The organism is Pseudomonas sp. SORT22 (assembly GCF_018417635.1).
In the GTDB taxonomy this organism is placed as follows: Bacteria; Pseudomonadota; Gammaproteobacteria; order Pseudomonadales; family Pseudomonadaceae; genus Aquipseudomonas.
The window spans coordinates 5549114-5571085 of the sequence record NZ_CP071007.1 but is presented as its reverse complement, the minus strand read 5'-3'; the positions used below and the strand labels follow the sequence as shown (position 1 = coordinate 5571085).

The following is a 21972-nucleotide window of genomic DNA, read 5'->3' as shown; positions in this document are numbered from 1 at the left end:
ACAGAGATTTGCATTGCCTGTGGGAGCGGCGGTGCGACGACTCGACTTGCCCCGCGATCAGCTTCACGTCAGATCCTGAAACTCCCCACCAGCTGCTTCAAACGATTGGCCTGATTCTCCAGGTCATTGCAGGCGCGCAAGGTTGCCTGCAGGTTCTCTACCCCTTCCTGATTCAGCGTATTGATTTCGGTGATGTCGACATTGATCGACTCGACCACGGCCGTCTGCTCTTCGGTGGCGGTGGCTACCGACTGGTTCATGCCGTCGATCTCGCCGATACGCAGGGTTACGCTGCCCAGCCGCTCGCCGGCCTGGTTGGCGATGCCGACGCTGTGCTGGCTGTGGCTCTGGCTTTCGGTCATGGTGCTGACCGCCACCTGAGCACCAGCCTGCAGCTCTTCGATGATGCGCTGAACCTGCTGCGCCGAATCCTGGGTGCGGTGGGCGAGGTTGCGGACTTCGTCGGCCACCACGGCAAAGCCGCGTCCGGCCTCGCCGGCACGGGCCGCTTCGATGGCGGCGTTGAGCGCCAGCAGGTTGGTCTGCTGGGAAATGCCGCTGATCACCTCGAGAATCTGGCCGATGTTCACCGTGTTGGCATTGAGCGTCTCGATGTTGCCGCACGAGTCGCTGATTTTCGCCGACAGTTGGTTCATCACTTCGATGGTCTGCTCGACCACCTGCTGGCCCTGCGCTGCCAGGTTGCGCGCGTCGCTGGAATGTTGCGAGGCGAGGGCGGCGTTCTGGGCGATTTCCTGGGCAGCGGCGCCGAGCTGGTTGATCGCCGCAGCGACGCTGCTGGTGCGGCTCGACTGCTGGTCGGCATTGTGGATCGAGGCGTTCGAGGCACTGACCACGCGCAGCGCCACTTCGTTGACCTGGCCGGTGGCCGAGGCCACTTCGCGGATCGACTCGTGAATACGCTCGACAAAACGGTTGAACGATTGGCCGAGGCTACCGAATTCGTCCTGGCCATGAATGCGCAGGCGCCGGGTCAGGTCGCCTTCGCCTTCGGCGATGTCGTGCATGGCCCGGCCCATCACGTGCAGCGGCTCCATCAGCACACGAATCAGCACGCCGAGCAGGGCGATGATGATCAGCACGGCAATCACCGTGGCCACCACTGCAGAAGTGCGCAGTTCGCTGAGCATGGCGAAGGCGAAATCCTGGTCGAGCTCCAGCGCCACGTACCAGTCCGCCGACGCCACGCCGTTGACCTTGGTGAAGGTGATGAACTGCTTGTGGCCGTTGAGCTCGGCTTCTTTCAGGCCGCTACCAACCTGCGGGGTGTCTTGCGGGTAGGCGTCGCTGAGGTCCTTCAGCACCAGGTCGGCTTTCGGGTGGACGAGGATCTTGCCCGCGCCGTTGACGATGAAGGCCTGGCCGTGGCCGTCGAAGTTCAGCGCGTTGATGATCGCGCTGATGCTATCCAGATCGGTGTCGACGCCGTTGACGCCGATCAGCCGGCCCTGGTGCTGCACCGGGGTGGCCAGGGTGATCACCAGCTTGTTGGCCGACGCTGAAATGTACGGCTCGGTAATGATGGTCTGGCCGGCGCTGGTGGCGGCCTTGTACCAGCCGCGCACCCGCGGGTCGTAGTCGGCGGCGCGATTGCCCAGCGGCACCGACTGCATGTAGCCGTCCTGGCCACCGAAGTAGGTCAGCAAAAAATTGCTGCCGTACACCGGCAAGCTCAGGCTGCGGGTCAGGCTGTCCTTGCTGGCGCCATCGATGGCGACTTGCTGGGACAGCGACTGCAGCAGCTGCATGCGGCTTTGCAGCCAGGTCTGGATATTGCTGCTGGTCAGGCTGCCGAGCTCCTGCATCGAGGCTTCGGTGTTGCTGCGCAGGGTCTGGCGCTGGCGGTAATCGTTGAACAGGATGAAACAGGTGAAGGCGACAGCGACCACCAGGGCGGCGGCGAGCAGAATCTTGTGGCTGAACTTCAGGTTTTTTGTCATTGCGAGGTCTGTCTGCACAAGGCGGGTCAACGGGTGGGGCGCGGCAATCGGTCGCAGCGCCTTCCTGTGTCGTCCGTTATGGGCAAAAGATTAATCGCAGAACTCACCAGTCGACCAATGGCGGGGCTTTGACGCCAACAAAACCTGGGCGCTCGGGAACCGGATGAGCTTTTTCCCTTCTAAGCTGTCGGTAGGCCACCGCGCCTGCACCCTCATGTCCAGGAGTGACCCTTCATGTCGTTGCGTTCCCTCGCCCTGCTGTCCTTGTGCGTGTTCCTCACTGCGTGCAACAAGATCAACCAGGAAAACTATTCACAGCTCAAGTCCGGGATGGCCAAGGCCGAGGTCGAAAAACTGCTCGGCGCGCCGACCGATTGCTCGGGCGCCCTGGGCATGTCCAGCTGCACCTGGGGCGACCAGAAGACCTTTATCAGTGTCCAGTACGCCGGTGACAAAGTGCTGATGTATTCCGGGCAGGGCCTCAAATGAAGCGGTTGCATCTGCTGCTGGCGCTGTGCGCCGGGTTGATCCTCGGCGGCTGTGCCAGCACCGGCGCAGGCTCGCTGGAGCCCAAGACTGCCGGCAGCGTCGACCTCAAGCGCTACCAGGGCAAGTGGTATGAACTGGCGCGGCTGCCGATGTTCTTCCAGCGCGACTGCGCCCAGTCCGAGGCTCATTACAACCTCAAGCCGGACGGTAATGTCGGGGTGCTCAACCGCTGTCAGACCCTGCAAGGTGAATGGCAGGAGGCCAGCGGCACGGCCACTGCGCAGGTGCCGGGCAAGACAGACAAGCTCTGGGTGGAGTTCGACAACTGGTTCTCGACCTTGCTGCCTGGGGTCGCCAAGGGCAACTACTGGATCCTTTACGTCGACGACAAGTACCAGACCGCGCTGGTCGGCAATCCGGATCGCAAGTACCTGTGGATACTTTCGCGCACCCCGACCATTCCGGCGTTGCAGCGCGAAAGCCTGCTGGCCAAGGCGCGCCAGCAAGGCTACGACACCCAGCGGCTGATCTGGCGGGTAACGGACAAGGACATGGCGGCGCACAAGCCTTGATACCCAAATCGCTGGCAAGCCAACTCCGACAGTGTAGGAGCGGGCTCGCCCCGCGATGGCGTAATCAGCCCAACAGGCTGCGCAGCACCCCGGCAAATTCCCGTGCGCTGTCTTCTTCCTGGGCATGGCGACCCTGGCGCACGACCCACTGGCCGTTGACCATCACATCGCGCACCTGACGGTCACCGCCGGCAAACAGCCAGCGGTTGAGAATGCCGTCTTCACTGGCTGTCGCCAGGTACGGGTCGTTGCCATCGAGCACCAGCCAGTCCGCGCGCTTGCCCACCGCCAGTTCGCCAATCGGCTGGCCCATGGCCTGGGCGCCGCCACTCAGGGCGGCGTCGTACAGGGTGCGCCCGACCATCGGCTGATCGCCGCGGTACAGGCGGTTACGGCGCTGGTCACGCAAACGCTGGCCATATTCCAGCCAGCGCAATTCCTCTACCACGCTCAATGACACATGGCTGTCCGAACCAATCCCCAGGCGCCCGCCGCAGGCCAGGTAATCCACGGCCGGGAAGATGCCGTCGCCCAGGTTCGCCTCGGTGGTCAGGCACAAGCCGGCGACCGCGCCGCTGCGGGCCATCAACTCGACTTCGTCGGGCTCGGCATGGGTGGCGTGCACCAGGCACCAGCGCTGATTTACTTCGGTGTTCTCGTAGAGCCACTGCAACGGCCGGCGCCCGCTCCAGGCCAGGCAGTCGTCAACTTCTTTCTGTTGCTCGGCGATATGGATGTGCACCGGACAGGCCTTGTCGCTGGCAGCCATGACCTCGGCGATCTGCTCCGGAGTCACCGCGCGCAACGAATGGAAACACAGGCCCAGGGCCTGCGCCGGCTGCTCGGCGAGCAGCGGTGCCAGGCGTGCCTGCAGGTTCAGGTACTGTTCGGTGCTGTTGATAAAGCGCCGCTGGCCTTCGTTCGGTGCTTGCCCGCCAAAGCCGGAGTGGCTGTACAGCACCGGCAACAGGGTCAGGCCGATGCCGCTGGCGCGCGCCGCAGCGCTGATGCGCAGCGACAGCTCCGCCGGGTCGGCGTAGGCCTGGCCCTGGGTGTCGTGGTGAACGTAGTGGAATTCGGCGACCGAGGTATAGCCGGCCTTGAGCATCTCGATGTAAAGCTGGCGGGCAATGACCTGCAGCTGCTCAGGGCTGATCTTGCCGACCAGGCGATACATCAGCTCGCGCCAGGTCCAGAAGCTGTCATTGGGGTTGCCGGCCACTTCCGCAAGCCCGGCCATGGCGCGCTGGAAGGCGTGCGAGTGCAGGTTGGCCATGCCCGGCAGCAGCGGGCCGGCCAGGTGCTCGGCGCCTTCGGCCGAGGCGTTGGCCTCGATGCGGGTCAGCAGGCCGTCGGCGCCGACCTCGATTCGGACGTTTTCGGCCCAGCCTGTAGGCAGCAAAGCACGTTCGGCAAAGAAGACGGACATCGGCACGGCACCTCATTGTGATTATTTGTATATACATATACAGACGTTTGCCTGCTGGGTAAACTCCGGCAAGCTACCGTTCATTCAACCGAACAAGGATATCTTCCGTGCCGACACCTCCTGTCTCCGCGCTGGTTGCCCAGATGGGCGAGGGTCCGGCGCCGCTGTATGCCCGGGTCAAACAGATGATCGCCCAGCAGATCCAGAATGGCAGCTGGCCGCCGCATCACCGGGTGCCGTCCGAGAGCGAACTGGTCAACCAGTTGGGCTTCAGCCGCATGACCATCAACCGCGCCTTGCGCGAGCTCACCGCCGAAGGTTTGCTGGTGCGCATGCAGGGCGTCGGCACCTTTGTTGCCGAGCCCAAGAGCCGTTCGGCGCTGTTCGAGGTCAACAACATTGCCGACGAGATCGCCGCCCGTGGCCACGAGCACAGCTGCAAGGTGATCATCCTCGCCGAAGAGGCCGCCGGTTCCGAGCGCGCCCTGGCCCTGGACATGCGTGAAGGCCAGCGGGTGTTCCACTCGCTGATCGTGCATTACGAGAACGGCGTCGCCGTGCAGATCGAAGACCGCTTCGTTAATGCTGCGGTAGCGCCCGAATACCTCCAGCAGGACTTCACCCGGCAAACGCCCTACGCCTACCTGTCCCAGGTCGCACCCTTGACCGAGGGCGAACACGTGGTCGAGGCGATTCTTGCCGACCCGGATGAATGCCGCCTGCTGCAAATCGAACCGGGCGAGCCGTGCCTGCTGATCCGCCGCCGCACCTGGTCTGGGCGCCAGCCAGTGACTGCCGCTCGTCTGATTCATCCCGGATCCCGTCATCGCTTGGAAGGACGCTTCAGCAAATGAGCCAGTTGCAGGTATTACGCGCCAAAGACTACCCCCGCATGCCATGGAAGAACGGCGGCGGCAGCACCGAAGAGATTGCCCGCGATGCCGGCGTCGGCCTGGACGGCTTCGGCTGGCGCCTGTCGATTGCCGATATCAGCGAGTCCGGTGGCTTTTCCAGCTTTGCCGGGTATCAGCGGATCATCACCGTGCTCGAGGGCGAGGGCATGCGCCTGCAGGTCGATGGCCAGCCGACGCGGCCGTTGCTGCCGTTCGACGCCTTTGCCTTCAGCGGCCAGAGCCAGGTCAGTTGCACGCTGCTCGGTGGTGCAATTCGCGATTTCAACCTGATCTATTCTCCCGAGCGCTACAACGCGCGCCTGCAGTGGCTCGATGGCAGCCAGCGGCTTTTCAGTTCGGCCACGACCGTGCTGCTGTTTGCCGTGGCTTCCCAGGTCGAGGTGACGCTGGACAGCGGTGTGCAGCTGCTTGGGCGCTATGACTGCTTGCACCTGGAGGCGAGTCAGGGCCTGCAGACCTTGAACATTCAGGGGCGCTGCTGCCTGATCGAGCTCAGCCCGCGCTGAGTGTGTTACGCCTCGGCCGTTCAGCGCGGCCGAGGCTGTTACCGATTGACCCAAAGTGGTGCAACGCCACTGATCCCCTTGGTTCGACCGCTCATCTCCTGGAAAAAATTTTAATTCGCCACAGCCCGCGCATCGCGGGGCTCTAGCACCTGCGTTGGCGCCGGGAAAAGCGCACTGATCAGGAGTTGGCACTTCAATTGCCTATGCTTGTACATACAAGTAAAGATGTGTTTGTATAAGTGCCATGACCCACCCAATGCCTGGGTTGCTCTGGACCGATCGCTTAGGAGCCATTTCCGTGACTGACAACAACTTCAAGAAATTCCGTGACGTCGAAATCCGCGCAGCGCGCGGCAACAAGCTGACCGCCAAAAGCTGGCTGACTGAAGCACCGTTGCGCATGCTGATGAACAACCTCGACCCGGAAGTCGCCGAGAACCCGAAAGAGCTGGTGGTGTACGGCGGTATTGGCCGTGCCGCGCGTAACTGGGAGTGCTACGACAAGATCGTCGAGAGCCTGACCAACCTGAACGACGACGAAACCCTGCTGGTGCAGTCGGGCAAGCCGGTCGGCGTGTTCAAGACCCACAGCAACGCCCCACGCGTACTGATCGCCAACTCCAACCTGGTACCGCACTGGGCCAACTGGGAACATTTTAACGAACTGGATGCCAAGGGCCTGGCCATGTACGGCCAGATGACCGCCGGCAGCTGGATCTACATCGGCAGCCAGGGCATCGTCCAGGGCACCTACGAAACCTTCGTCGAAGCCGGCCGCCAGCACTACAACGGCAGCCTCAAAGGCAAGTGGGTACTGACCGCGGGCCTGGGCGGCATGGGCGGCGCCCAGCCACTGGCGGCGACCCTGGCCGGCGCCTGCTCGCTGAACATCGAATGCCAGCAGAGCCGCATCGACTTCCGCCTGAGCAGCCGTTATGTCGATGAGCAAGCCAAGGACCTGGACGACGCCCTGGCGCGCATCGCCAAATACACCGCCGAAGGCAAGGCCATCTCCATTGCCCTGCTGGGCAACGCCGCCGAAATCCTGCCTGAACTGATCAAGCGTGGCGTGCGCCCGGACATGGTCACCGACCAGACCAGCGCCCACGACCCGCTCAACGGCTACCTGCCAGCCGGCTGGACCTGGGAGCAATACCGCGACCGTGCGCAGACCGAACCGGCTGCGGTGGTCAAGGCCGCCAAGCAATCGATGGCTGTCCACGTTCAAGCCATGCTCGAGTTCCAGAAGCAGGGCGTGCCGACTTTCGACTACGGTAACAACATCCGTCAAATGGCCAAGGAAGAGGGCGTTGCCAATGCCTTCGACTTCCCGGGCTTCGTACCGGCCTACATTCGTCCGCTGTTCTGCCGTGGTATCGGTCCGTTCCGCTGGGCGGCGCTGTCGGGTAATGCCGAAGACATCTACAAGACCGACGCCAAGGTCAAGGAACTGATCCCGGACGACGACCACCTGCACAACTGGCTGGACATGGCTCGCGAGCGCATCAGCTTCCAGGGCCTGCCGGCGCGTATCTGCTGGGTTGGTCTGGGCCAGCGCGCCAAGCTGGGCCTGGCGTTCAACGAAATGGTCCGCCGCGGCGAGTTGTCGGCGCCGATCGTTATCGGCCGCGACCACCTGGACTCCGGCTCGGTATCCAGCCCCAACCGTGAAACCGAATCGATGCAGGATGGCTCCGACGCCGTCTCCGACTGGCCGCTGCTCAACGCCCTGCTCAACACCGCCAGCGGTGCGACCTGGGTGTCCCTGCACCACGGTGGTGGCGTAGGCATGGGCTTCTCCCAGCACTCGGGCATGGTCATCGTCTGCGACGGTACCGACGAAGCTGCCGAGCGGATCGCCCGGGTACTGACCAACGACCCGGCTACCGGTGTCATGCGTCACGCCGATGCCGGTTATCAGATCGCCATCGACTGCGCCAAGGAACAAGGCTTGAACCTGCCGATGATCACGCGCTGATCTGCGCTAAATGGTTGATACTGATATCTATGCAGGCGCCTACGCCTCACGAGTACGGAGCATTAACGTGACTGAATTGACCCTGAAGCCTGGCACCCTGACCCTGGCTCAGCTGCGTGCGATCTACCAGCAGCCGGTAAAACTCAAGCTGGATTCCAGCGCTGACCAGCAGATCGACGCCAGCGTCGCCTGCGTCGAGCAGATTCTCGCGGAAAACCGCACCGCCTACGGCATCAACACCGGTTTCGGCCTGCTGGCCTCGACCCGTATCGCCAGCCACGACCTGGAAAACCTCCAGCGTTCGCTGGTGCTGTCCCACGCCGCCGGCGTCGGCCAACCGATCGACGACGCCCTGGTGCGTCTGATCATGGTGCTCAAGGTCAACAGCCTGAGCCGTGGTTTCTCCGGCATCCGCCGCAAGGTGATCAACGCCCTGATCGCGCTGATCAACGCCGAAGTCTATCCGCACATCCCGCTCAAGGGTTCGGTCGGCGCGTCCGGCGACCTCGCCCCGCTGGCACACATGTCGCTGGTACTGTTGGGTGAAGGCAAGGCGCGTCACAACGGCCAATGGCTGTCGGCCACCGAAGCCCTGGCGGTTGCTGGCCTTGAGCCGCTGACCCTGGCGGCCAAAGAAGGCCTGGCACTGCTCAATGGCACTCAGGCATCCACCGCCTTTGCCCTGCGCGGCCTGTTCGAAGGTGAAGACCTGTTCGCCGCGGCCATGTCGGTCGGTGGCCTGACCGTCGAAGCCGTGCTCGGTTCGCGTTCGCCGTTCGATGCGCGCATCCACGAAGCCCGTGGCCAGCGCGGCCAGATCGATGCAGCCGCGTGCTACCGCGACCTGCTGGGTGATGGCAGCGAAGTTTCCGCCTCCCACGAGAACTGCGGCAAAGTCCAGGACCCGTACTCGCTGCGTTGCCAGCCACAGGTCATGGGCGCCTGCCTGACCCAGTTCCGCCAGGCCGCCGAAGTGCTGGTGATCGAAGCCAACGCCGTGTCCGACAACCCGCTGGTATTTGCCGCCGAAGGCGACGTGATCTCCGGTGGTAACTTCCACGCGGAGCCGGTGGCCATGGCCGCCGACAACATGGCCCTGGCCATCGCCGAAATCGGTTCGCTGAGCGAGCGCCGCATCTCGCTGATGATGGACAAGCACATGTCCCAGCTGCCGCCGTTCCTGGTTGCCAATGGCGGGGTCAACTCCGGCTTCATGATCGCCCAGGTTACCGCCGCGGCCCTGGCCAGCGAGAACAAGGCCCTGGCGCACCCGCACAGCGTCGACAGCCTGCCAACGTCTGCCAACCAGGAAGACCACGTGTCGATGGCCCCGGCTGCCGGCAAGCGCCTGTGGGAAATGAGCGACAACGTGCGCGGTATCCTTGCCATCGAATGGCTGGCTGCCTGCCAGGGCCTGGACCTGCGCGAAGGCCTGAAGACCTCGCCGAAGCTGGAACAGGCGCGTCAAACCCTGCGCAGCAAGGTTGCCTACTACGACAAAGACCGCTTCTTCGCCCCGGACATCGAGGCGGCCATCGCCCTGCTGGCCGAAGGGCGCCTGACCGGCCTGCTGCCGGCCAAGGTCCTGCCTAGCCTGTAATTGCTCCCGGGGCCCTTCGCGGGGCAAGCCCGCTCCCACTTCGGGGGCGGGCTTGCCCCGGGATTGGCGCGCCCGTTCATTCTCACGACCAGAACAAGAATAAGGACGTGACATGCAAGAAGCTCAAGGACTCAAGCGCGGGCTGACCGCGCGACACATTCGTTTCATGGCGCTGGGCTCGGCGATCGGTACCGGGCTGTTCTACGGCTCCGCCTCGGCCATCCAGATGGCCGGCCCTGCAGTACTGCTGGCCTACCTGATCGGTGGTGCAGCGGTCTTCATGGTCATGCGCGCGCTGGGCGAAATGGCCGTGCACAACCCGGTGTCCGGTTCCTTCGGCCACTACGCCAGTACCTACCTGGGGCCGATGTCGGGGTTTATCCTCGGCTGGACCTATGCCTTTGAAATGATCATCGTCTGCCTCGCCGACGTCACCGCCTTCGGCATCTATATGGGCTTCTGGTTTCCGGAAGTGGCGCGCTGGATCTGGGTGCTGGGCATCGTCTTCCTGATCGGCGGCCTGAACCTGTGCAACGTCAAGGTGTTCGGCGAGATGGAATTCTGGCTGTCGCTGCTCAAGGTCGGCGCCATCGTCGCGATGATCCTCGCCGGTTTCGGCATCATGGCCTTCGGCCTGAGCAATGCCGCTGCCGATAACGCCGTGGGCATCAGCAACCTGTTCGAGCATGGCGGCTTCATGCCCAACGGCATTGGTGGCCTGATCGCCTCGTTTGCCGTGGTGATGTTTGCCTTTGGCGGCATCGAAATCATCGGCATCACCGCCGGTGAAGCCAAAGACCCGCAGCGCGTTATCCCCAAGGCAATCAACGCCGTGCCGATGCGCATCCTGCTGTTCTATGTACTGACCCTGTTCGTATTGATGTGCCTGTACCCATGGCCGCAGATCGGCAGCCAGGGCAGCCCGTTCGTGCAGATCTTCAGTAACCTGGGGATTGGCTCGGCGGCGACCGTGCTGAACATCGTGGTGATTTCCGCCGCGGTCTCGGCGATCAACAGCGACATTTTCGGCGCCGGGCGCATGATGTATGGCCTGGCCCAGCAAGGTCAGGCGCCCAAAGGCTTTGCCAAGATCTCCCGGCATGGCGTGCCATGGATGACCGTGCTGGTCATGGGCGCAGCGTTGCTCGGCGGTGTGGTGCTCAACTACCTGATCCCGGAAAACGTATTCCTGCTGATTGCCTCGATCGCCACCTTCGCGACCGTCTGGGTGTGGCTGATGATCCTGGTAACCCAGGTTGCCATGCGCCGCAGCATGAGCCGTGAAGAAGTTGCCCAGCTGAAATTCCCGGTACCGTTCTGGCCTTATGGCCCGGCGGCGGCGATTGCCTTCATGCTGTTTGTCTTCGGCGTACTTGGGTACTTCCCTGATACTCAAGCCGCGCTGCTGGTCGGCGTGGTCTGGGTACTGTTCCTGGTGGTGGCCTACAAACTCTGGTGCAAGCCGCAGGTGGTTGCCGCCGAGCAGCCGCTGGTGCAGGAACCCTCTCAACTCTGATCAAGGAGACTCTGGATGAAAACCCTCTGGCAGCATTGCCATGTGGCAAGCATGGCGCAAGGTACTTACTCGATCATCGAGGATGCGGCGATCGTCACCAGCGCCGGCCATATCGAATGGATCGGGCCGCGCCAGCAGCTGCCGGCCCTGGTCGCTGACAGAACCGTGGACCTGGGCGGCGCCTGGGTCACTCCGGGGTTGATCGACTGCCACACCCACGCGGTGTTTGGCGGCAACCGCAGCGGCGAGTTCGAGCAGCGCTTGCAAGGCGTCAGCTATGCCGAGATCGCCGCCCAGGGCGGCGGCATCGCCAGTACCGTGCGGGCGACCCGCGCGGCCAGCGAAGACGAGCTGTTCGCCAGTGCCCGCCAGCGCGTGCAGGCGCTGATGCATGATGGCGTCACCACCCTGGAGATCAAGTCCGGCTACGGCCTTGACCTGGCCAGCGAGCGCAAGCTGCTCAAGGTTATCCGCCGCCTTGGCGAGGAACTGCCGCTCACCGTGCGCAGCACCTGCCTGGCAGCCCACGCCTTGCCACCGGAATACAAGGATCGGGCTGACGACTACATCAGCCATATCTGTGACGAAATGCTCCCGGCCCTGGCGGCCGAGGGTTTGGTGGATGCAGTGGATGCCTTCTGCGAGTACCTGGCGTTCTCGCCGGCCCAGGTCGAGCGGGTGTTCATCAAGGCTCGCGAACTGGGCCTGCCGGTCAAGCTGCATGCCGAGCAACTGTCGTCGCTTGCAGGCTCGAGCCTGGCGGCGCGTTACCAGGCGCTGTCGGCCGATCACCTGGAATTCATGACTGAAGACGACGCCATCGCCATGGCGGCGGCCGGGACCGTAGCGGTACTGCTGCCCGGTGCGTTCTACTTTCTGCGCGAAACCCAGTTGCCACCGATGGACGCGCTGCGCAAGCATGGGGTGAAAATTGCCATTGCCAGCGACCTCAACCCCGGCACTTCGCCGGCGCTGTCGCTGCGGCTGATGCTGAACATGGCCTGTACCCTGTTCCGCATGACCCCGGAAGAAGCCCTGGCCGGTGTCACCCTGCATGCGGCAACCGCTTTGGGCCTGGGCGACAGCCATGGTTCGCTGGAAGTGGGCAAGGTTGCCGACTTTGTCGCCTGGCAGATCGAGCGACCGGCTGACCTGGCCTACTGGCTCGGCGGTGACCTGCCCAAGCGGGTGGTGCGCCTGGGCGATGAAATTTCCAATTGAGAGAGGGCGTATGGACAAGGTACTGAAATTTCACCAGGGCACGCTGCCGCTGCTGATCAGCATGCCCCACGCCGGTTTGAAGCTGACCCCAGCGGTGCAGGACGGCCTGGTCGGGCAGGCGCAAAGCTTGCCGGACACCGACTGGCACATTCCGCAGCTATATGAGTTTGCCCAAGGCCTGGGCGTGAGCGTGGTCGCCGCCGAGTACTCGCGTTTCGTCATTGACCTGAACCGCCCGGACGACGACAAGCCGCTGTACGTTGGCGCCACCACCGGCCTGTACCCGGCCACGCTGTTTGAGGGCGAGCCGTTGTTCAAGGACGGCCAGGCGCCGTCGGCACAGGAGCGGGTGGGGTACCTGGAAGCCATCTGGCGGCCCTACCACGACACCATTCGCAGCGAGCTGGCGCGCCTGCGCGAGCAGTTCGGCTATGCCTTGCTGTGGGATGCCCACTCGATTCGTTCACACATCCCGCACCTGTTCGACGGCAAGCTGCCGGACTTCAACCTCGGCACCTTCAATGGCGCCAGTTGTGATCCGCAACTGGCCGAACGGCTGCAAGGTGTTTGTGCAAAATTTGAGCAGTACAGTCATGTGCTCAATGGCCGCTTCAAGGGTGGGCATATCACCCGCCACTATGGCGACCCGGCCAACAACATTCATGCAGTGCAGCTGGAGCTGGCGCAGAGCACCTACATGGAAGAGGTCGAGCCGTTCAAGTACCGCGAGGACCTGGCGGCGCCGACCCAGGTGGTGTTGAAGCAGTTGCTCCAGACCTTGCTGGCGTGGGGCAAGGAGCGCTATTCACGCTGATTGTGCGGCGCCTGCATCGCGGGGCAAGCCCGCTCCCACAGTTCTCGTTGGAGCGGGCTTGCCCCGCGATGAGGCCCCAAAGCCATCACAGGTACATGCTCAAAGCGCAATTCAGGTTTATGATGCCCAACGGCAGAATAATTCCCACACGGAGTGCGTAATGCAGACCTTGTACCCGCAGATCAAACCCTACGCCCGGCACGATCTGGCCGTGGAAGCACCGCATGTGCTGTATGTCGATGAAAGCGGTTCGCCGGAAGGTCTGCCGGTGGTGTTCATCCATGGTGGCCCGGGTGCCGGCTGCGATGCCCAGAGCCGCTGCTACTTCGACCCCAATCTGTACCGCATCATCACCTTCGACCAGCGCGGCTGCGGCCGTTCGACCCCGCATGCCAGCCTGGAAAACAACACCACCTGGCACCTGGTCGAAGACCTGGAGCGCATCCGCAAGCACCTGGGGATCGACAAGTGGGTGCTGTTCGGCGGCTCGTGGGGCTCGACCCTGGCCCTGGCCTACGCCCAGACCCACCCCGAGCGCGTGCATGGGCTGATTTTGCGTGGCATCTTCCTGTGCCGCCCGCAAGAGATCGAGTGGTTCTACCAGGCCGGCGCCAGCCGCCTGTTTCCCGATTACTGGCAGGACTACATCGCGCCGATTCCGGCCGAAGAGCGCGGCGACCTGGTCAAGGCTTTCCACAAGCGCCTCACCGGCAACGACCAGATCGCCCAGATGCACGCAGCCAAGGCCTGGTCGACCTGGGAAGGGCGCACCGCGACCCTGCGGCCCAACCCGCTGGTGGTCGATCGCTTCTCCGAGCCACAGCGCGCGCTGTCGATCGCCCGGATTGAATGCCACTACTTCACCAACAATGCCTTCCTTGAACCGGACCAGTTGATCCGCGACATGCCGAAGATCGCCCACCTGCCGGCGGTGATCGTGCATGGTCGCTACGACGTGATCTGCCCGCTGGACAACGCTTGGGAGCTGCACCAGGCCTGGCCGAACAGTGAGCTTAAGGTGATTCGCGACGCTGGCCACGCGGCCTCGGAGCCCGGCATCACCGACGCCCTGGTGCGCGCCGCCGACCAGATGGCCCGGCGCCTGCTCGACCTGCCCCTGGAAGAAGCATGAAGGGCTTGCTGCAACGCGTGCGTGGCGCGCGGGTGGATGTCGAGGGCAAAACCGTTGGCGCGATCGACCAGGGCCTGCTGGTGCTGGTCGCGGTCGAGCCGGGCGATACCCGCGGCCATGCCGACAAGCTGCTGCACAAGCTGCTCAACTACCGGGTGTTCAGCGACCCACAGGGCAAGATGAACCTGTCGCTCAAGGATATCGGCGGCGGCCTGCTGCTGGTGTCGCAGTTCACCCTGGCCGCCGATACCCAGAGCGGCCTGCGCCCGAGCTTTTCGACGGCTGCGCCGCCAGCGCTAGGGGCCGAGCTTTTCGACTATTTGCTGGCCCAGGCGCAGGCGCAACATGCAACGGTTGCCAGTGGTCAGTTCGGTGCTGACATGCAAGTGCACCTGGTCAATGATGGCCCCGTAACATTTATGTTACAAATCTGATGGCAAAAAACCCCTGTTTGCGGGAAAACAAGGGGTTTTGTAGCATAAATAGTTTGATCAGCCTGATGCGTTGTAACGCAGCCTGCTGGATAATCGCGCGCCATGTGGGCCTGCGTTCGTGGGTTCGTTTCACTCTGACTTGAGACTGTCCGGAACCGTTTGGGGAATCATTGCGCCCTTTCGGAGTCCGAACAGTGCTCGCCAACCTGGCATATGTCGCTGGCCGTTGGTTTTATGATCTGTTTTCGGCGAGGGTTGCTCGTGATTGTAAGTCCCTGTAATGCACCAAGAACTCCTGGCAATCGGCTGCGCACGGCGCTGTTGGCAGGCGCAACGCTGGTAAGCCTGCTCGGCGCAGGCCAGCTCTGGGCGTTCAACCTTGACGATGTCGCGGCCAAGGCGAAGGATCTTGCCGGACAAAAGTACGAAGCGCCGAAAAGCAATCTGCCGGCGGTGTTCCGTGACATGAAGTACGCGGACTACCAGAAAATCCGCTTCCTCAACGAAAAAGCCGAGTGGGCCAAGGACAAGACGCCGTTCAAGCTGTCCTTCTACCACCAGGGCATGCATTTCGACACACCGGTCAAGATCAACGAAATCACCACCAAGGCGGTGAAAGAGATCAAGTACGACCCGACTCGTTTCGATTTCGGCGACCTGCAGTTCGACGCCAAGGCCACCGAGAAGCTGGGGTACGCGGGTTTCCGCGTGCTCTACCCGATCAACAAGGCCGACAAGCAGGATGAAATCATGACCCTGCTGGGCGCCAGCTATTTCCGCGTGGTCGGCAAGGGCCATGTGTATGGCCTGTCGGCCCGTGGCCTGGCGATCGACACCGCGCTGCCGTCGGGTGAAGAGTTCCCGCGCTTCACCGAGTTCTGGGTCGAGCGGCCAAAGCCTGCCGACAAGCAACTGGTGATCTACGCGCTGCTCGATTCGCCGCGTTCCACCGGTGCCTACCGCCTGACCCTGCGTCCGGGCAGCGACACCATTGTCGACGTGCAGTCCAAGGTGTTCCTGCGTGACCACGTCAGCCGCCTGGGCATCGCCCCGCTGACCAGCATGTTCCTGTTCGGCGGCAACCAGCCGTCCAAGGTACTCAACTACCGTCCGGCCCTGCACGACTCCGAAGGCCTGTCGATCCATGCCGGCAATGGCGAGTGGCTGTGGCGCCCGCTGAACAACCCGAAACACCTGGCCGTGAGCAACTTCAGCGTCGAGAACCCGCGTGGTTTCGGCCTGCTGCAACGCCAGCGCGAGTTCAGCCAGTTCGAAGACCTCGACGACAACTACCAGAAGCGTCCAAGCGCCTGGATCGAGCCGGTCGGTGACTGGGGCAAGGGTACCGTCGATCTGGTCGAGATCCCGACTGCCGACGAAACCAACGACAACATCGTGGCCTTCTGGAGCCCGGAGAAACTGCCGGAGCCAGGCACCCCGTTCGAATACGCCTACCGCCTGCACTGGACCATCGACGAGTCCAACCTGCATTCGCCGAACCTGGGCTGGGTTAAGCAGACCCTGCGCTCGACCGGTGACGTCAAGCAGTCCAACCTGATCCGTCAGCCCGATGGCAGCGTGGCCTTCCTGGTCGACTTCGAAGGCCCGGTATTGGCTAAACTGCCGGAAGACACCGCCGTGCGCAGCCAGGTCAGCGTTGGCGACAATGCCGAAGTGGTCGAGAACAACCTGCGCTACAACCCGGACATCAAGGGCTGGCGCCTGACCCTGCGGTTGAAGATCAAGGATCCGGGCAAGTCCGTGGAAATGCGCGCCGCCCTGCTGCGTGACGTTCCGGTCGAGCCGGCCAAGCCTGCCAAACCAAGCAAGCAGGACAAAGCCGCGGCCAAACACGCCAAGGCCGACAAGCCTGCCGAGCAACCTGCCGCCGACGCGGCCTCCACCACCGGGGCACCGGCCACCACCGAACAGGTGCTGACCGAGACCTGGAGCTATCAGTTGCCTGCCGATGAGTAATGCCCATACCCGGCCAGAATCGCTCAGCGAATACCTGGCCCACCTGCCCCTGAGCGACGAGCAGCGCGCGGAACTCGCCCGTTGCTCCTCGTTCAGCGAGCTGCATCAACGCCTGTCTGCCCAGCCGGGCGCCGACGCTGCCGAGGCCGTCCAGGCCTCGGTGGGCGAGCGCCTGCACGTGACCTGCGCCGAAGAGCTGCAAGACGCCGAGATGCTCGCGGTGGACGGCAGCGGCCGGGTGTGCCTGAAGGCCACGCCGCCGATCCGGCGCACCCGGGTAATCCCCGAGCCGTGGCGGACCAATATCCTGATCCGCGCCTGGCGCCGCCTGACCGGCCGCACCAACGCCCCGGCCCCGGAAAAACGCGAGCTGCCCAAGGCACGCTGGCGCTGGGTCGGTTCGATGCGCCGCTACATCCTGCTGGCGCTGATGCTCGGCCAGACCATCGTCGCCGGTTGGTACATGAAGGGCATCCTGCCGTACCAGGGCTGGTCGTTCGTCGACCTCGACGAGGTCATGCACCAGCCGCTGCTGCAAACCGCCACGCAAGTCTGGCCGTATGCCCTGCAGACCAGCATCCTGATTCTCTTCGGGATCCTCTTCTGCTGGGTCTCGGCGGGTTTCTGGACCGCGCTGATGGGCTTCCTCGAGCTGCTCACCGGGCGGGATAAATACCGCATCTCCGGCAGCAGTGCCGGCAATGAGCCGATCGAGGCCGGTGCCCGCACCGCGATCGTCATGCCGATCTGCAACGAAGACGTGCCGCGGGTGTTCGCCGGCCTGCGGGCGACCTTCGAGTCGGTGGCCGCCACCGGTGACCTCGACCGTTTCGACTTCTTCGTGCTCAGCGACACCAACGACACCGACATCGCCGTGGCCGAGCAACAGGCCTGGCTGGAAGTCTGCCGCGAGTCCAAAGGTTTCGGGCGGATCTTCTACCGTCGCCGGCGTCGCCGGGTCAAACGCAAGAGCGGCAACCTCGACGACTTCTGCCGGCGCTGGGGCGGCGACTACCGCTACATGGTCGTGCTCGATGCCGACAGCGTAATGAGCGGCGAATGCCTGACCAGCCTGGTGCGCCTGATGGAGGCCAACCCGGACGCCGGGATCATCCAGACCGCGCCGAAAGCCTCGGGCATGGACACCCTGTATGCGCGCATGCAGCAGTTCGCCACCCGCGTCTACGGCCCGCTGTTCACCGCCGGCCTGCACTTCTGGCAGCTCGGCGAGTCGCACTATTGGGGCCACAACGCGATCATCCGCATGAAGCCCTTCATCGAGCACTGCGCCCTGGCGCCATTGCCGGGCAAGGGCGCCTTTGCCGGTGCGATCCTCTCCCACGACTTCGTTGAAGCGGCGCTGATGCGTCGTGCCGGCTGGGGCGTGTGGATTGCCTACGACCTGCCGGGCAGCTACGAAGAACTGCCGCCGAACCTGCTCGACGAGCTCAAGCGCGACCGGCGCTGGTGCCACGGCAACCTGATGAACTTCCGCCTGTTCCTGGTAAAAGGCATGCACCCGGTGCACCGTGCGGTGTTCCTCACCGGGGTGATGTCGTACCTGTCGGCGCCGTTGTGGTTCTTCTTCCTGGTGTTGTCGACCGCGTTGCTGGCGACCAACACCCTGATGGAGCCGCAGTACTTCCTCGAACCGCGCCAGCTCTACCCGTTGTGGCCGCAGTGGCACCCGGAGAAAGCCATCGCGCTGTTCTCCACCACCATCGTGCTGCTGTTCCTGCCCAAGCTGCTCAGCGTCATCCTGATCTGGGCCAAGGGCGCGAAAGAGTTCGGCGGGCGCTTCAAGGTCACCGTGTCGATGCTGCTGGAGATGCTCTTCTCCATGCTCCTGGCGCCGGTGCGGATGATTTTCCACACCCGCTTCGTGCTCGCCGCGTTCCTCGGCTGGGCCGCGACCTGGAACTCGCCGCAGCGTGACGACGACTCCACTCCTTGGAGCGAAGCGGTACGCCGCCATGGTCCGCAAACCCTGCTGGGCGTGGCCTGGGCACTGCTGGTGGCCTGGCTCAACCCGAGCTTTTTGTGGTGGCTGGTGCCGATCGTCGGTTCGCTGATGCTGTCGATCCCGGTCTCGGTGATCTCCAGCCGCGTGCACCTGGGCCTGCGTGCCAAGGACGAAAGCCTGTTCCTGATCCCTGAGGAATACGCCACGCCGCAGGAGCTGCTGGCCACCGACCAGTACACCCACGAGAACCGCTGGCATGCCATGCACGACGGTTTCGTACGTGCCGTGGTCGATCCGCAGCAGAACGCCCTGGCTTGTGCCCTGGCGACCGCTCGCCACGGTGTCGCGGCGCCGATCGAGGCACTGCGTGCCGAGCGTATCGCCAAGGCCCTGGAGGTCGGCCCGAGCGGCCTGGACGGCAACACCCGCCTGGCCCTGCTCAGCGACCCGGTCGCCCTGGCGCGCCTGCACACGGCGGTCTGGGATGGGCAGAACGAGGCCTGGCTGAGCGTCTGGCGCCAGTCGATCGCCAACGATCCGCACTCGCCGCTGCTGCCGCTGCATCCAGAGCCTGCGGCGCAGCCTTCGATGGCCAGCGCCTGATCGTCTGACAGGCTCAAGCAATCGCCGGCAACGCCGGCTCTCACAGGGTTGTATGCACAACTGACCTTGGGGGAGCCGGTGTTGCCGGCGATGCTTTTTCTGGTATCAATGCGTAACAAAGTCATCTTCGGCTATATGTACCGTGCCGTTCATGCGTTAGCATCCCACCCCGAATATCTCGCACCCGTCGCTGTAGGACGGTTCGCGCCAAAAATAAAATTCGAGCTTTCCTGCTAGGGGATCTGGTGATGATTAAGAAGTATCTGTCGATGCTGCTGGTCGGCGTCACGGCGCTGGTTGCGGTAAGTGCCGCGCAGGCGGCTGGTGCCATCGATGACGCGGTCAAGCGCGGCACCCTGCGTGTCGGCATGGACCCTACCTACATGCCGTTCCAGATGACCAACAAGCGCGGCGAGATCATCGGCTTCGAGGTCGATATCCTCAAGGCCATGGCCAAGTCCATGGGCGTCAAGCTGGAGATGGTCTCCACCGCCTATGACGGCATCATCCCGGCGCTGATGACCGACAAGTTCGACATGATCGGCAGCGGCATGACCCTGACCCAGGAACGCAACCTCAAGCTGAACTTCAGCGAACCCTTCATCGTGGTCGGCCAGACCCTGCTGATCCGCAAGGAACTGGCAGACGAGATCAAGTCCTACAAAGACCTGAACAACGACAAGTACCGCCTGACCTCCAAGCTCGGTACCACCGGCGAAATGGTCGCCAAGAAGCTGATCGGCAAAGCCAAGTACCACGGCTACGACAACGAGCAGGAAGCGGTGATGGACGTGGTCAACGGCAAGGCCGACGCCTTCGTCTATGACGCGCCGTACAACGTCGTGGCGGTGAACAAGGCCGGCGCTGGCAAGCTGCTGTTCCTCGACAAGCCGTTCACCTTCGAACCGCTGGCCTTCGGCCTGAAGAAGGGCGACTACGACAGCCTCAACTTCATCAACAACTTCCTGCACCAGATCAAGCACGACGGTACCTACGATCGAATCCACGACAAGTGGTTCAAGGACACCGCCTGGCTCAAGGACATGGAATAAGGCCAAGGCCCCACGCCTGGCTTGAAACCCGACGCGCAGGCTGGTCCTGCGCGTTCGCTTTTACGGAAGTACCCTCGTGATCAAACACAACAAAGCCCAGTGGCCCTGGCACGGGCTGACCGCGCTGGTCCTGATCGGCCTGGCGATCAGCCTGTATTACGCGACCTCGCTGATGTCCTACGAGTGGCGCTGGAACCGGGTGCCGCAATATTTCGCCTACCAGGCCGAAGTCGCCCAGCGCGTGAGTGAAAACGGCACCATCGAAGCCATCGTCAGCAAGGGCGACATGGCCAGCGTCACCGTACGTGACGAGAGCGGTGGCGAGCAGGTCTTCGAGGTCGAGCAGGCCAGCGTACAGCTGTCGCGCGGCGACGATGTGGCCGAAGGCGACCTGATCGGCGTTACCCACCACTGGGCCGCGGGCCCGCTGGCCTGGGGCCTGTGGACCACGGTGTGGATCTCGGTCGCCTCCGGTGTGCTGGGGCTGTTGATCGGCTTGTTTGCCGGGCTCTGCCGGCTGTCGAACAACCCGACATTGCGCGACCTGTCGACGGTCTATGTCGAGCTGGTGCGCGGCACGCCGCTGCTGGTGCAGATCTTCATCTTCTACTTCTTCATCGGCACCGTGCTCAACCTGTCCCGGGAGTTTGCCGGGGTGGCGGCGCTGGCGCTGTTTACCGGCGCCTACGTCGCCGAGATCGTCCGTGCCGGGGTGCAGTCGATTGCCAGGGGCCAGGGTGAAGCGGCCCGTTCGCTGGGCCTGAGCGCTGGCCAGTCGATGCGTCATGTGGTGCTGCCGCAAGCCTTCAAGCGCGTGCTGCCGCCGCTGGCCGGGCAGTTCATCAGCCTGGTCAAGGACACCTCGCTGGTCTCGGTGATCGCCATCACCGAACTGACCAAAAGCGGTCGCGAGGCGATCACCACTTCGTTCTCGACCTTCGAGATCTGGTTCTGCGTCGCCGGCCTGTACCTGTTGATCAACCTGCCGCTGTCGCACATGGCCAGCCGGCTTGAGCGGAGGCTTGCGCAAAGTGATTGAAGTCCGTGACCTGGTAAAAGTCTTCGACACCCGTGGGCAGGTGGTGCGCGCGGTCGATCACGTCAGCACCGACGTCGCCAAGGGCGAAGTGCTGGTAGTGCTCGGCCCTTCGGGTTCGGGCAAGTCGACCTTCCTGCGCTGCCTGAACGGCCTGGAGTCGTTCGATGAAGGCACTGTGGCCATCGACGGCCTGCAGTTGGCCGACCCGAAGACCGACGTCAACGCCTACCGCCGCGAAGTCGGCATGGTGTTCCAGCATTTCAACCTGTTCCCGCACATGACCGTGCTGGAGAACCTGTGCCTGGCGCAAAAAGTCGTGCGCAAGCGCGGCAAGGCCGAGCGCGAAGCCAAGGCCCGTGCGCTGCTGGAGAAGGTTGGTATCGCCCAGAAGGCCAACGAGTACCCATCACGCTTGTCCGGTGGCCAGCAACAGCGGGTGGCGATCGCCCGCGCCCTGGCCATGGACCCCAAGGTGATGCTGTTCGATGAGCCGACCTCGGCGCTCGACCCGGAAATGGTCGGCGAAGTGCTCGATGTGATGAAGACCCTGGCCCTGGAAGGCATGACCATGGTCTGCGTCACCCACGAAATGGGCTTCGCCCGGGAAGTGGCGGATCGGGTGCTGTTCTTCGATCACGGCAAGCTGCTGGAAGATTCGCCGCCGGAGGCGTTCTTCACTTCACCCAAGGACCTGCGCGCCCAGGCGTTTTTGCGCCAGGTGCTCTAGGGCCTCATCGCGGGGCAAGCCCGCTCCCACTTATGTGGGAGCGGG

The 21972-nt window shown here is 63.5% G+C and carries 18 protein-coding genes and 1 pseudogene; 16 read left to right on the top strand and 3 right to left on the bottom strand.

Annotation, left to right across the window (positions count from 1 at the left end; translation table 11 throughout):
* Window positions 1-68 precede the first annotated feature (68 nt).
* Together JYG36_RS26955 and JYG36_RS26950 are read right to left on the bottom strand one after the other, a co-directional pair.
* Window positions 69-857 carry a methyl-accepting chemotaxis protein gene (locus JYG36_RS26955; protein ID WP_371128662.1) on the bottom strand — a complete coding sequence of 263 codons (789 nt, stop codon included), beginning with the start codon at window positions 855-857 and terminating at the stop codon, window positions 69-71.
* Between the two features lie 114 nt (window positions 858-971).
* A pseudogene (locus tag JYG36_RS26950) lies at window positions 972-1826 on the bottom strand (cache domain-containing protein); the annotation flags it as partial.
* A gap of 369 nt (window positions 1827-2195) precedes the next feature.
* Between JYG36_RS26950 and JYG36_RS25535 the strand changes: the two are divergent.
* The gene (locus JYG36_RS25535) at window positions 2196-2450 is read left to right on the top strand and encodes an outer membrane protein assembly factor BamE (protein WP_213602683.1); all 255 of its coding nucleotides are present in this window, start codon (window positions 2196-2198) and stop codon (window positions 2448-2450) included.
* Window positions 2447-3022: a lipocalin family protein gene (locus JYG36_RS25530; RefSeq protein ID WP_045193896.1), complete on the top strand. Its 576-nt coding sequence runs from the start codon at window positions 2447-2449 to the stop codon at window positions 3020-3022. The genes JYG36_RS25535 and JYG36_RS25530 overlap by 4 nt, the downstream gene beginning before the upstream one ends.
* Before the next feature lie 64 nt (window positions 3023-3086).
* Here the strand turns inward: JYG36_RS25530 and JYG36_RS25525 are convergent, their stop codons facing one another.
* A complete protein-coding gene (locus tag JYG36_RS25525; protein WP_213602681.1) occupies window positions 3087-4451 on the bottom strand; it encodes a formimidoylglutamate deiminase in 1365 nt (454 codons plus the stop codon).
* A 143-nt stretch (window positions 4452-4594) separates the two neighbouring features.
* Between JYG36_RS25525 and hutC the strand changes: the two genes are divergently transcribed.
* The 14 genes from hutC (at window position 4595) to JYG36_RS25455 (ending at window position 21927) form a co-directional block, all read left to right on the top strand.
* Window positions 4595-5305 carry a histidine utilization transcriptional repressor HutC gene (gene hutC, locus JYG36_RS25520; RefSeq protein ID WP_176794301.1) on the top strand — a complete coding sequence of 237 codons (711 nt, stop codon included), beginning with the start codon at window positions 4595-4597 and terminating at the stop codon, window positions 5303-5305.
* Complete coding sequence (locus JYG36_RS25515; RefSeq protein ID WP_093377014.1) at window positions 5302-5871, top strand: HutD/Ves family protein; 570 nt, start codon at window positions 5302-5304, stop codon at window positions 5869-5871. Before hutC ends, JYG36_RS25515 begins: the two co-directional genes overlap by 4 nt.
* 298 nt (window positions 5872-6169) lie before the next feature.
* A complete protein-coding gene (gene hutU, locus JYG36_RS25510) occupies window positions 6170-7849 on the top strand; it encodes a urocanate hydratase (RefSeq protein ID WP_045193892.1) in 1680 nt (559 codons plus the stop codon).
* A 67-nt stretch (window positions 7850-7916) separates the two neighbouring features.
* The gene (hutH, locus tag JYG36_RS25505; protein WP_045193891.1) at window positions 7917-9449 is read left to right on the top strand and encodes a histidine ammonia-lyase; all 1533 of its coding nucleotides are present in this window, start codon (window positions 7917-7919) and stop codon (window positions 9447-9449) included.
* Between the two features lie 112 nt (window positions 9450-9561).
* Window positions 9562-10965 carry an L-histidine transporter HutT gene (locus tag JYG36_RS25500; protein ID WP_093377005.1) on the top strand — a complete coding sequence of 468 codons (1404 nt, stop codon included), beginning with the start codon at window positions 9562-9564 and terminating at the stop codon, window positions 10963-10965.
* Between the two features lie 15 nt (window positions 10966-10980).
* Window positions 10981-12186, top strand: a complete 1206-nt coding sequence (gene hutI / locus JYG36_RS25495) for an imidazolonepropionase (protein ID WP_213602679.1) — start codon at window positions 10981-10983, stop codon at window positions 12184-12186.
* 10 nt (window positions 12187-12196) lie between these two features.
* Window positions 12197-13000 carry an N-formylglutamate deformylase gene (gene hutG / locus JYG36_RS25490; RefSeq protein WP_213602677.1) on the top strand — a complete coding sequence of 268 codons (804 nt, stop codon included), beginning with the start codon at window positions 12197-12199 and terminating at the stop codon, window positions 12998-13000.
* 160 nt (window positions 13001-13160) lie between these two features.
* Window positions 13161-14132: a prolyl aminopeptidase gene (gene pip, locus JYG36_RS25485; protein WP_045193887.1), complete on the top strand. Its 972-nt coding sequence runs from the start codon at window positions 13161-13163 to the stop codon at window positions 14130-14132.
* Window positions 14129-14566 (top strand): D-aminoacyl-tRNA deacylase, encoded by a 438-nt coding sequence (dtd, locus tag JYG36_RS25480; protein WP_045193886.1) that lies wholly within the window; start codon window positions 14129-14131, stop codon window positions 14564-14566. Before pip ends, dtd begins: the two co-directional genes overlap by 4 nt.
* A gap of 261 nt (window positions 14567-14827) precedes the next feature.
* On the top strand, window positions 14828-16543 hold the full coding sequence (locus tag JYG36_RS25475; RefSeq protein WP_213602675.1) for a glucan biosynthesis protein G: 1716 nt from the start codon (window positions 14828-14830) through the stop codon (window positions 16541-16543).
* Window positions 16536-19109 (top strand): glucans biosynthesis glucosyltransferase MdoH, encoded by a 2574-nt coding sequence (gene mdoH / locus JYG36_RS25470; RefSeq protein ID WP_213602673.1) that lies wholly within the window; start codon window positions 16536-16538, stop codon window positions 19107-19109. The genes JYG36_RS25475 and mdoH overlap by 8 nt, the downstream gene beginning before the upstream one ends.
* 251 nt (window positions 19110-19360) lie before the next feature.
* Window positions 19361-20161 carry a transporter substrate-binding domain-containing protein gene (locus tag JYG36_RS25465; RefSeq protein ID WP_176794300.1) on the top strand — a complete coding sequence of 267 codons (801 nt, stop codon included), beginning with the start codon at window positions 19361-19363 and terminating at the stop codon, window positions 20159-20161.
* 76 nt (window positions 20162-20237) lie between these two features.
* Complete coding sequence (locus tag JYG36_RS25460) at window positions 20238-21200, top strand: amino acid ABC transporter permease (protein ID WP_045193883.1); 963 nt, start codon at window positions 20238-20240, stop codon at window positions 21198-21200.
* A complete protein-coding gene (locus tag JYG36_RS25455; RefSeq protein ID WP_038999651.1) occupies window positions 21193-21927 on the top strand; it encodes an amino acid ABC transporter ATP-binding protein in 735 nt (244 codons plus the stop codon). Before JYG36_RS25460 ends, JYG36_RS25455 begins: the two co-directional genes overlap by 8 nt.
* Window positions 21928-21972 lie beyond the last annotated feature (45 nt).

Coding starts and splice junctions, on each gene's coding strand:
- hutI (WP_213602679.1), top strand. CDS start 10,981: ATGAAAACCCTCTGGCAGCATTGCCATGTGGCAAGCATGGCGCAAGGT.
- dtd (WP_045193886.1), top strand. CDS start 14,129: ATGAAGGGCTTGCTGCAACGCGTGCGTGGCGCGCGGGTGGATGTCGAG.
- JYG36_RS25500 (WP_093377005.1), top strand. CDS start 9,562: ATGCAAGAAGCTCAAGGACTCAAGCGCGGGCTGACCGCGCGACACATT.
- JYG36_RS25525 (WP_213602681.1), bottom strand. CDS start 4,451: ATGTCCGTCTTCTTTGCCGAACGTGCTTTGCTGCCTACAGGCTGGGCC.
- hutC (WP_176794301.1), top strand. CDS start 4,595: ATGGGCGAGGGTCCGGCGCCGCTGTATGCCCGGGTCAAACAGATGATC.
- hutG (WP_213602677.1), top strand. CDS start 12,197: ATGGACAAGGTACTGAAATTTCACCAGGGCACGCTGCCGCTGCTGATC.
- JYG36_RS25535 (WP_213602683.1), top strand. CDS start 2,196: ATGTCGTTGCGTTCCCTCGCCCTGCTGTCCTTGTGCGTGTTCCTCACT.
- mdoH (WP_213602673.1), top strand. CDS start 16,536: ATGAGTAATGCCCATACCCGGCCAGAATCGCTCAGCGAATACCTGGCC.
- JYG36_RS25530 (WP_045193896.1), top strand. CDS start 2,447: ATGAAGCGGTTGCATCTGCTGCTGGCGCTGTGCGCCGGGTTGATCCTC.
- pip (WP_045193887.1), top strand. CDS start 13,161: ATGCAGACCTTGTACCCGCAGATCAAACCCTACGCCCGGCACGATCTG.
- JYG36_RS25515 (WP_093377014.1), top strand. CDS start 5,302: ATGAGCCAGTTGCAGGTATTACGCGCCAAAGACTACCCCCGCATGCCA.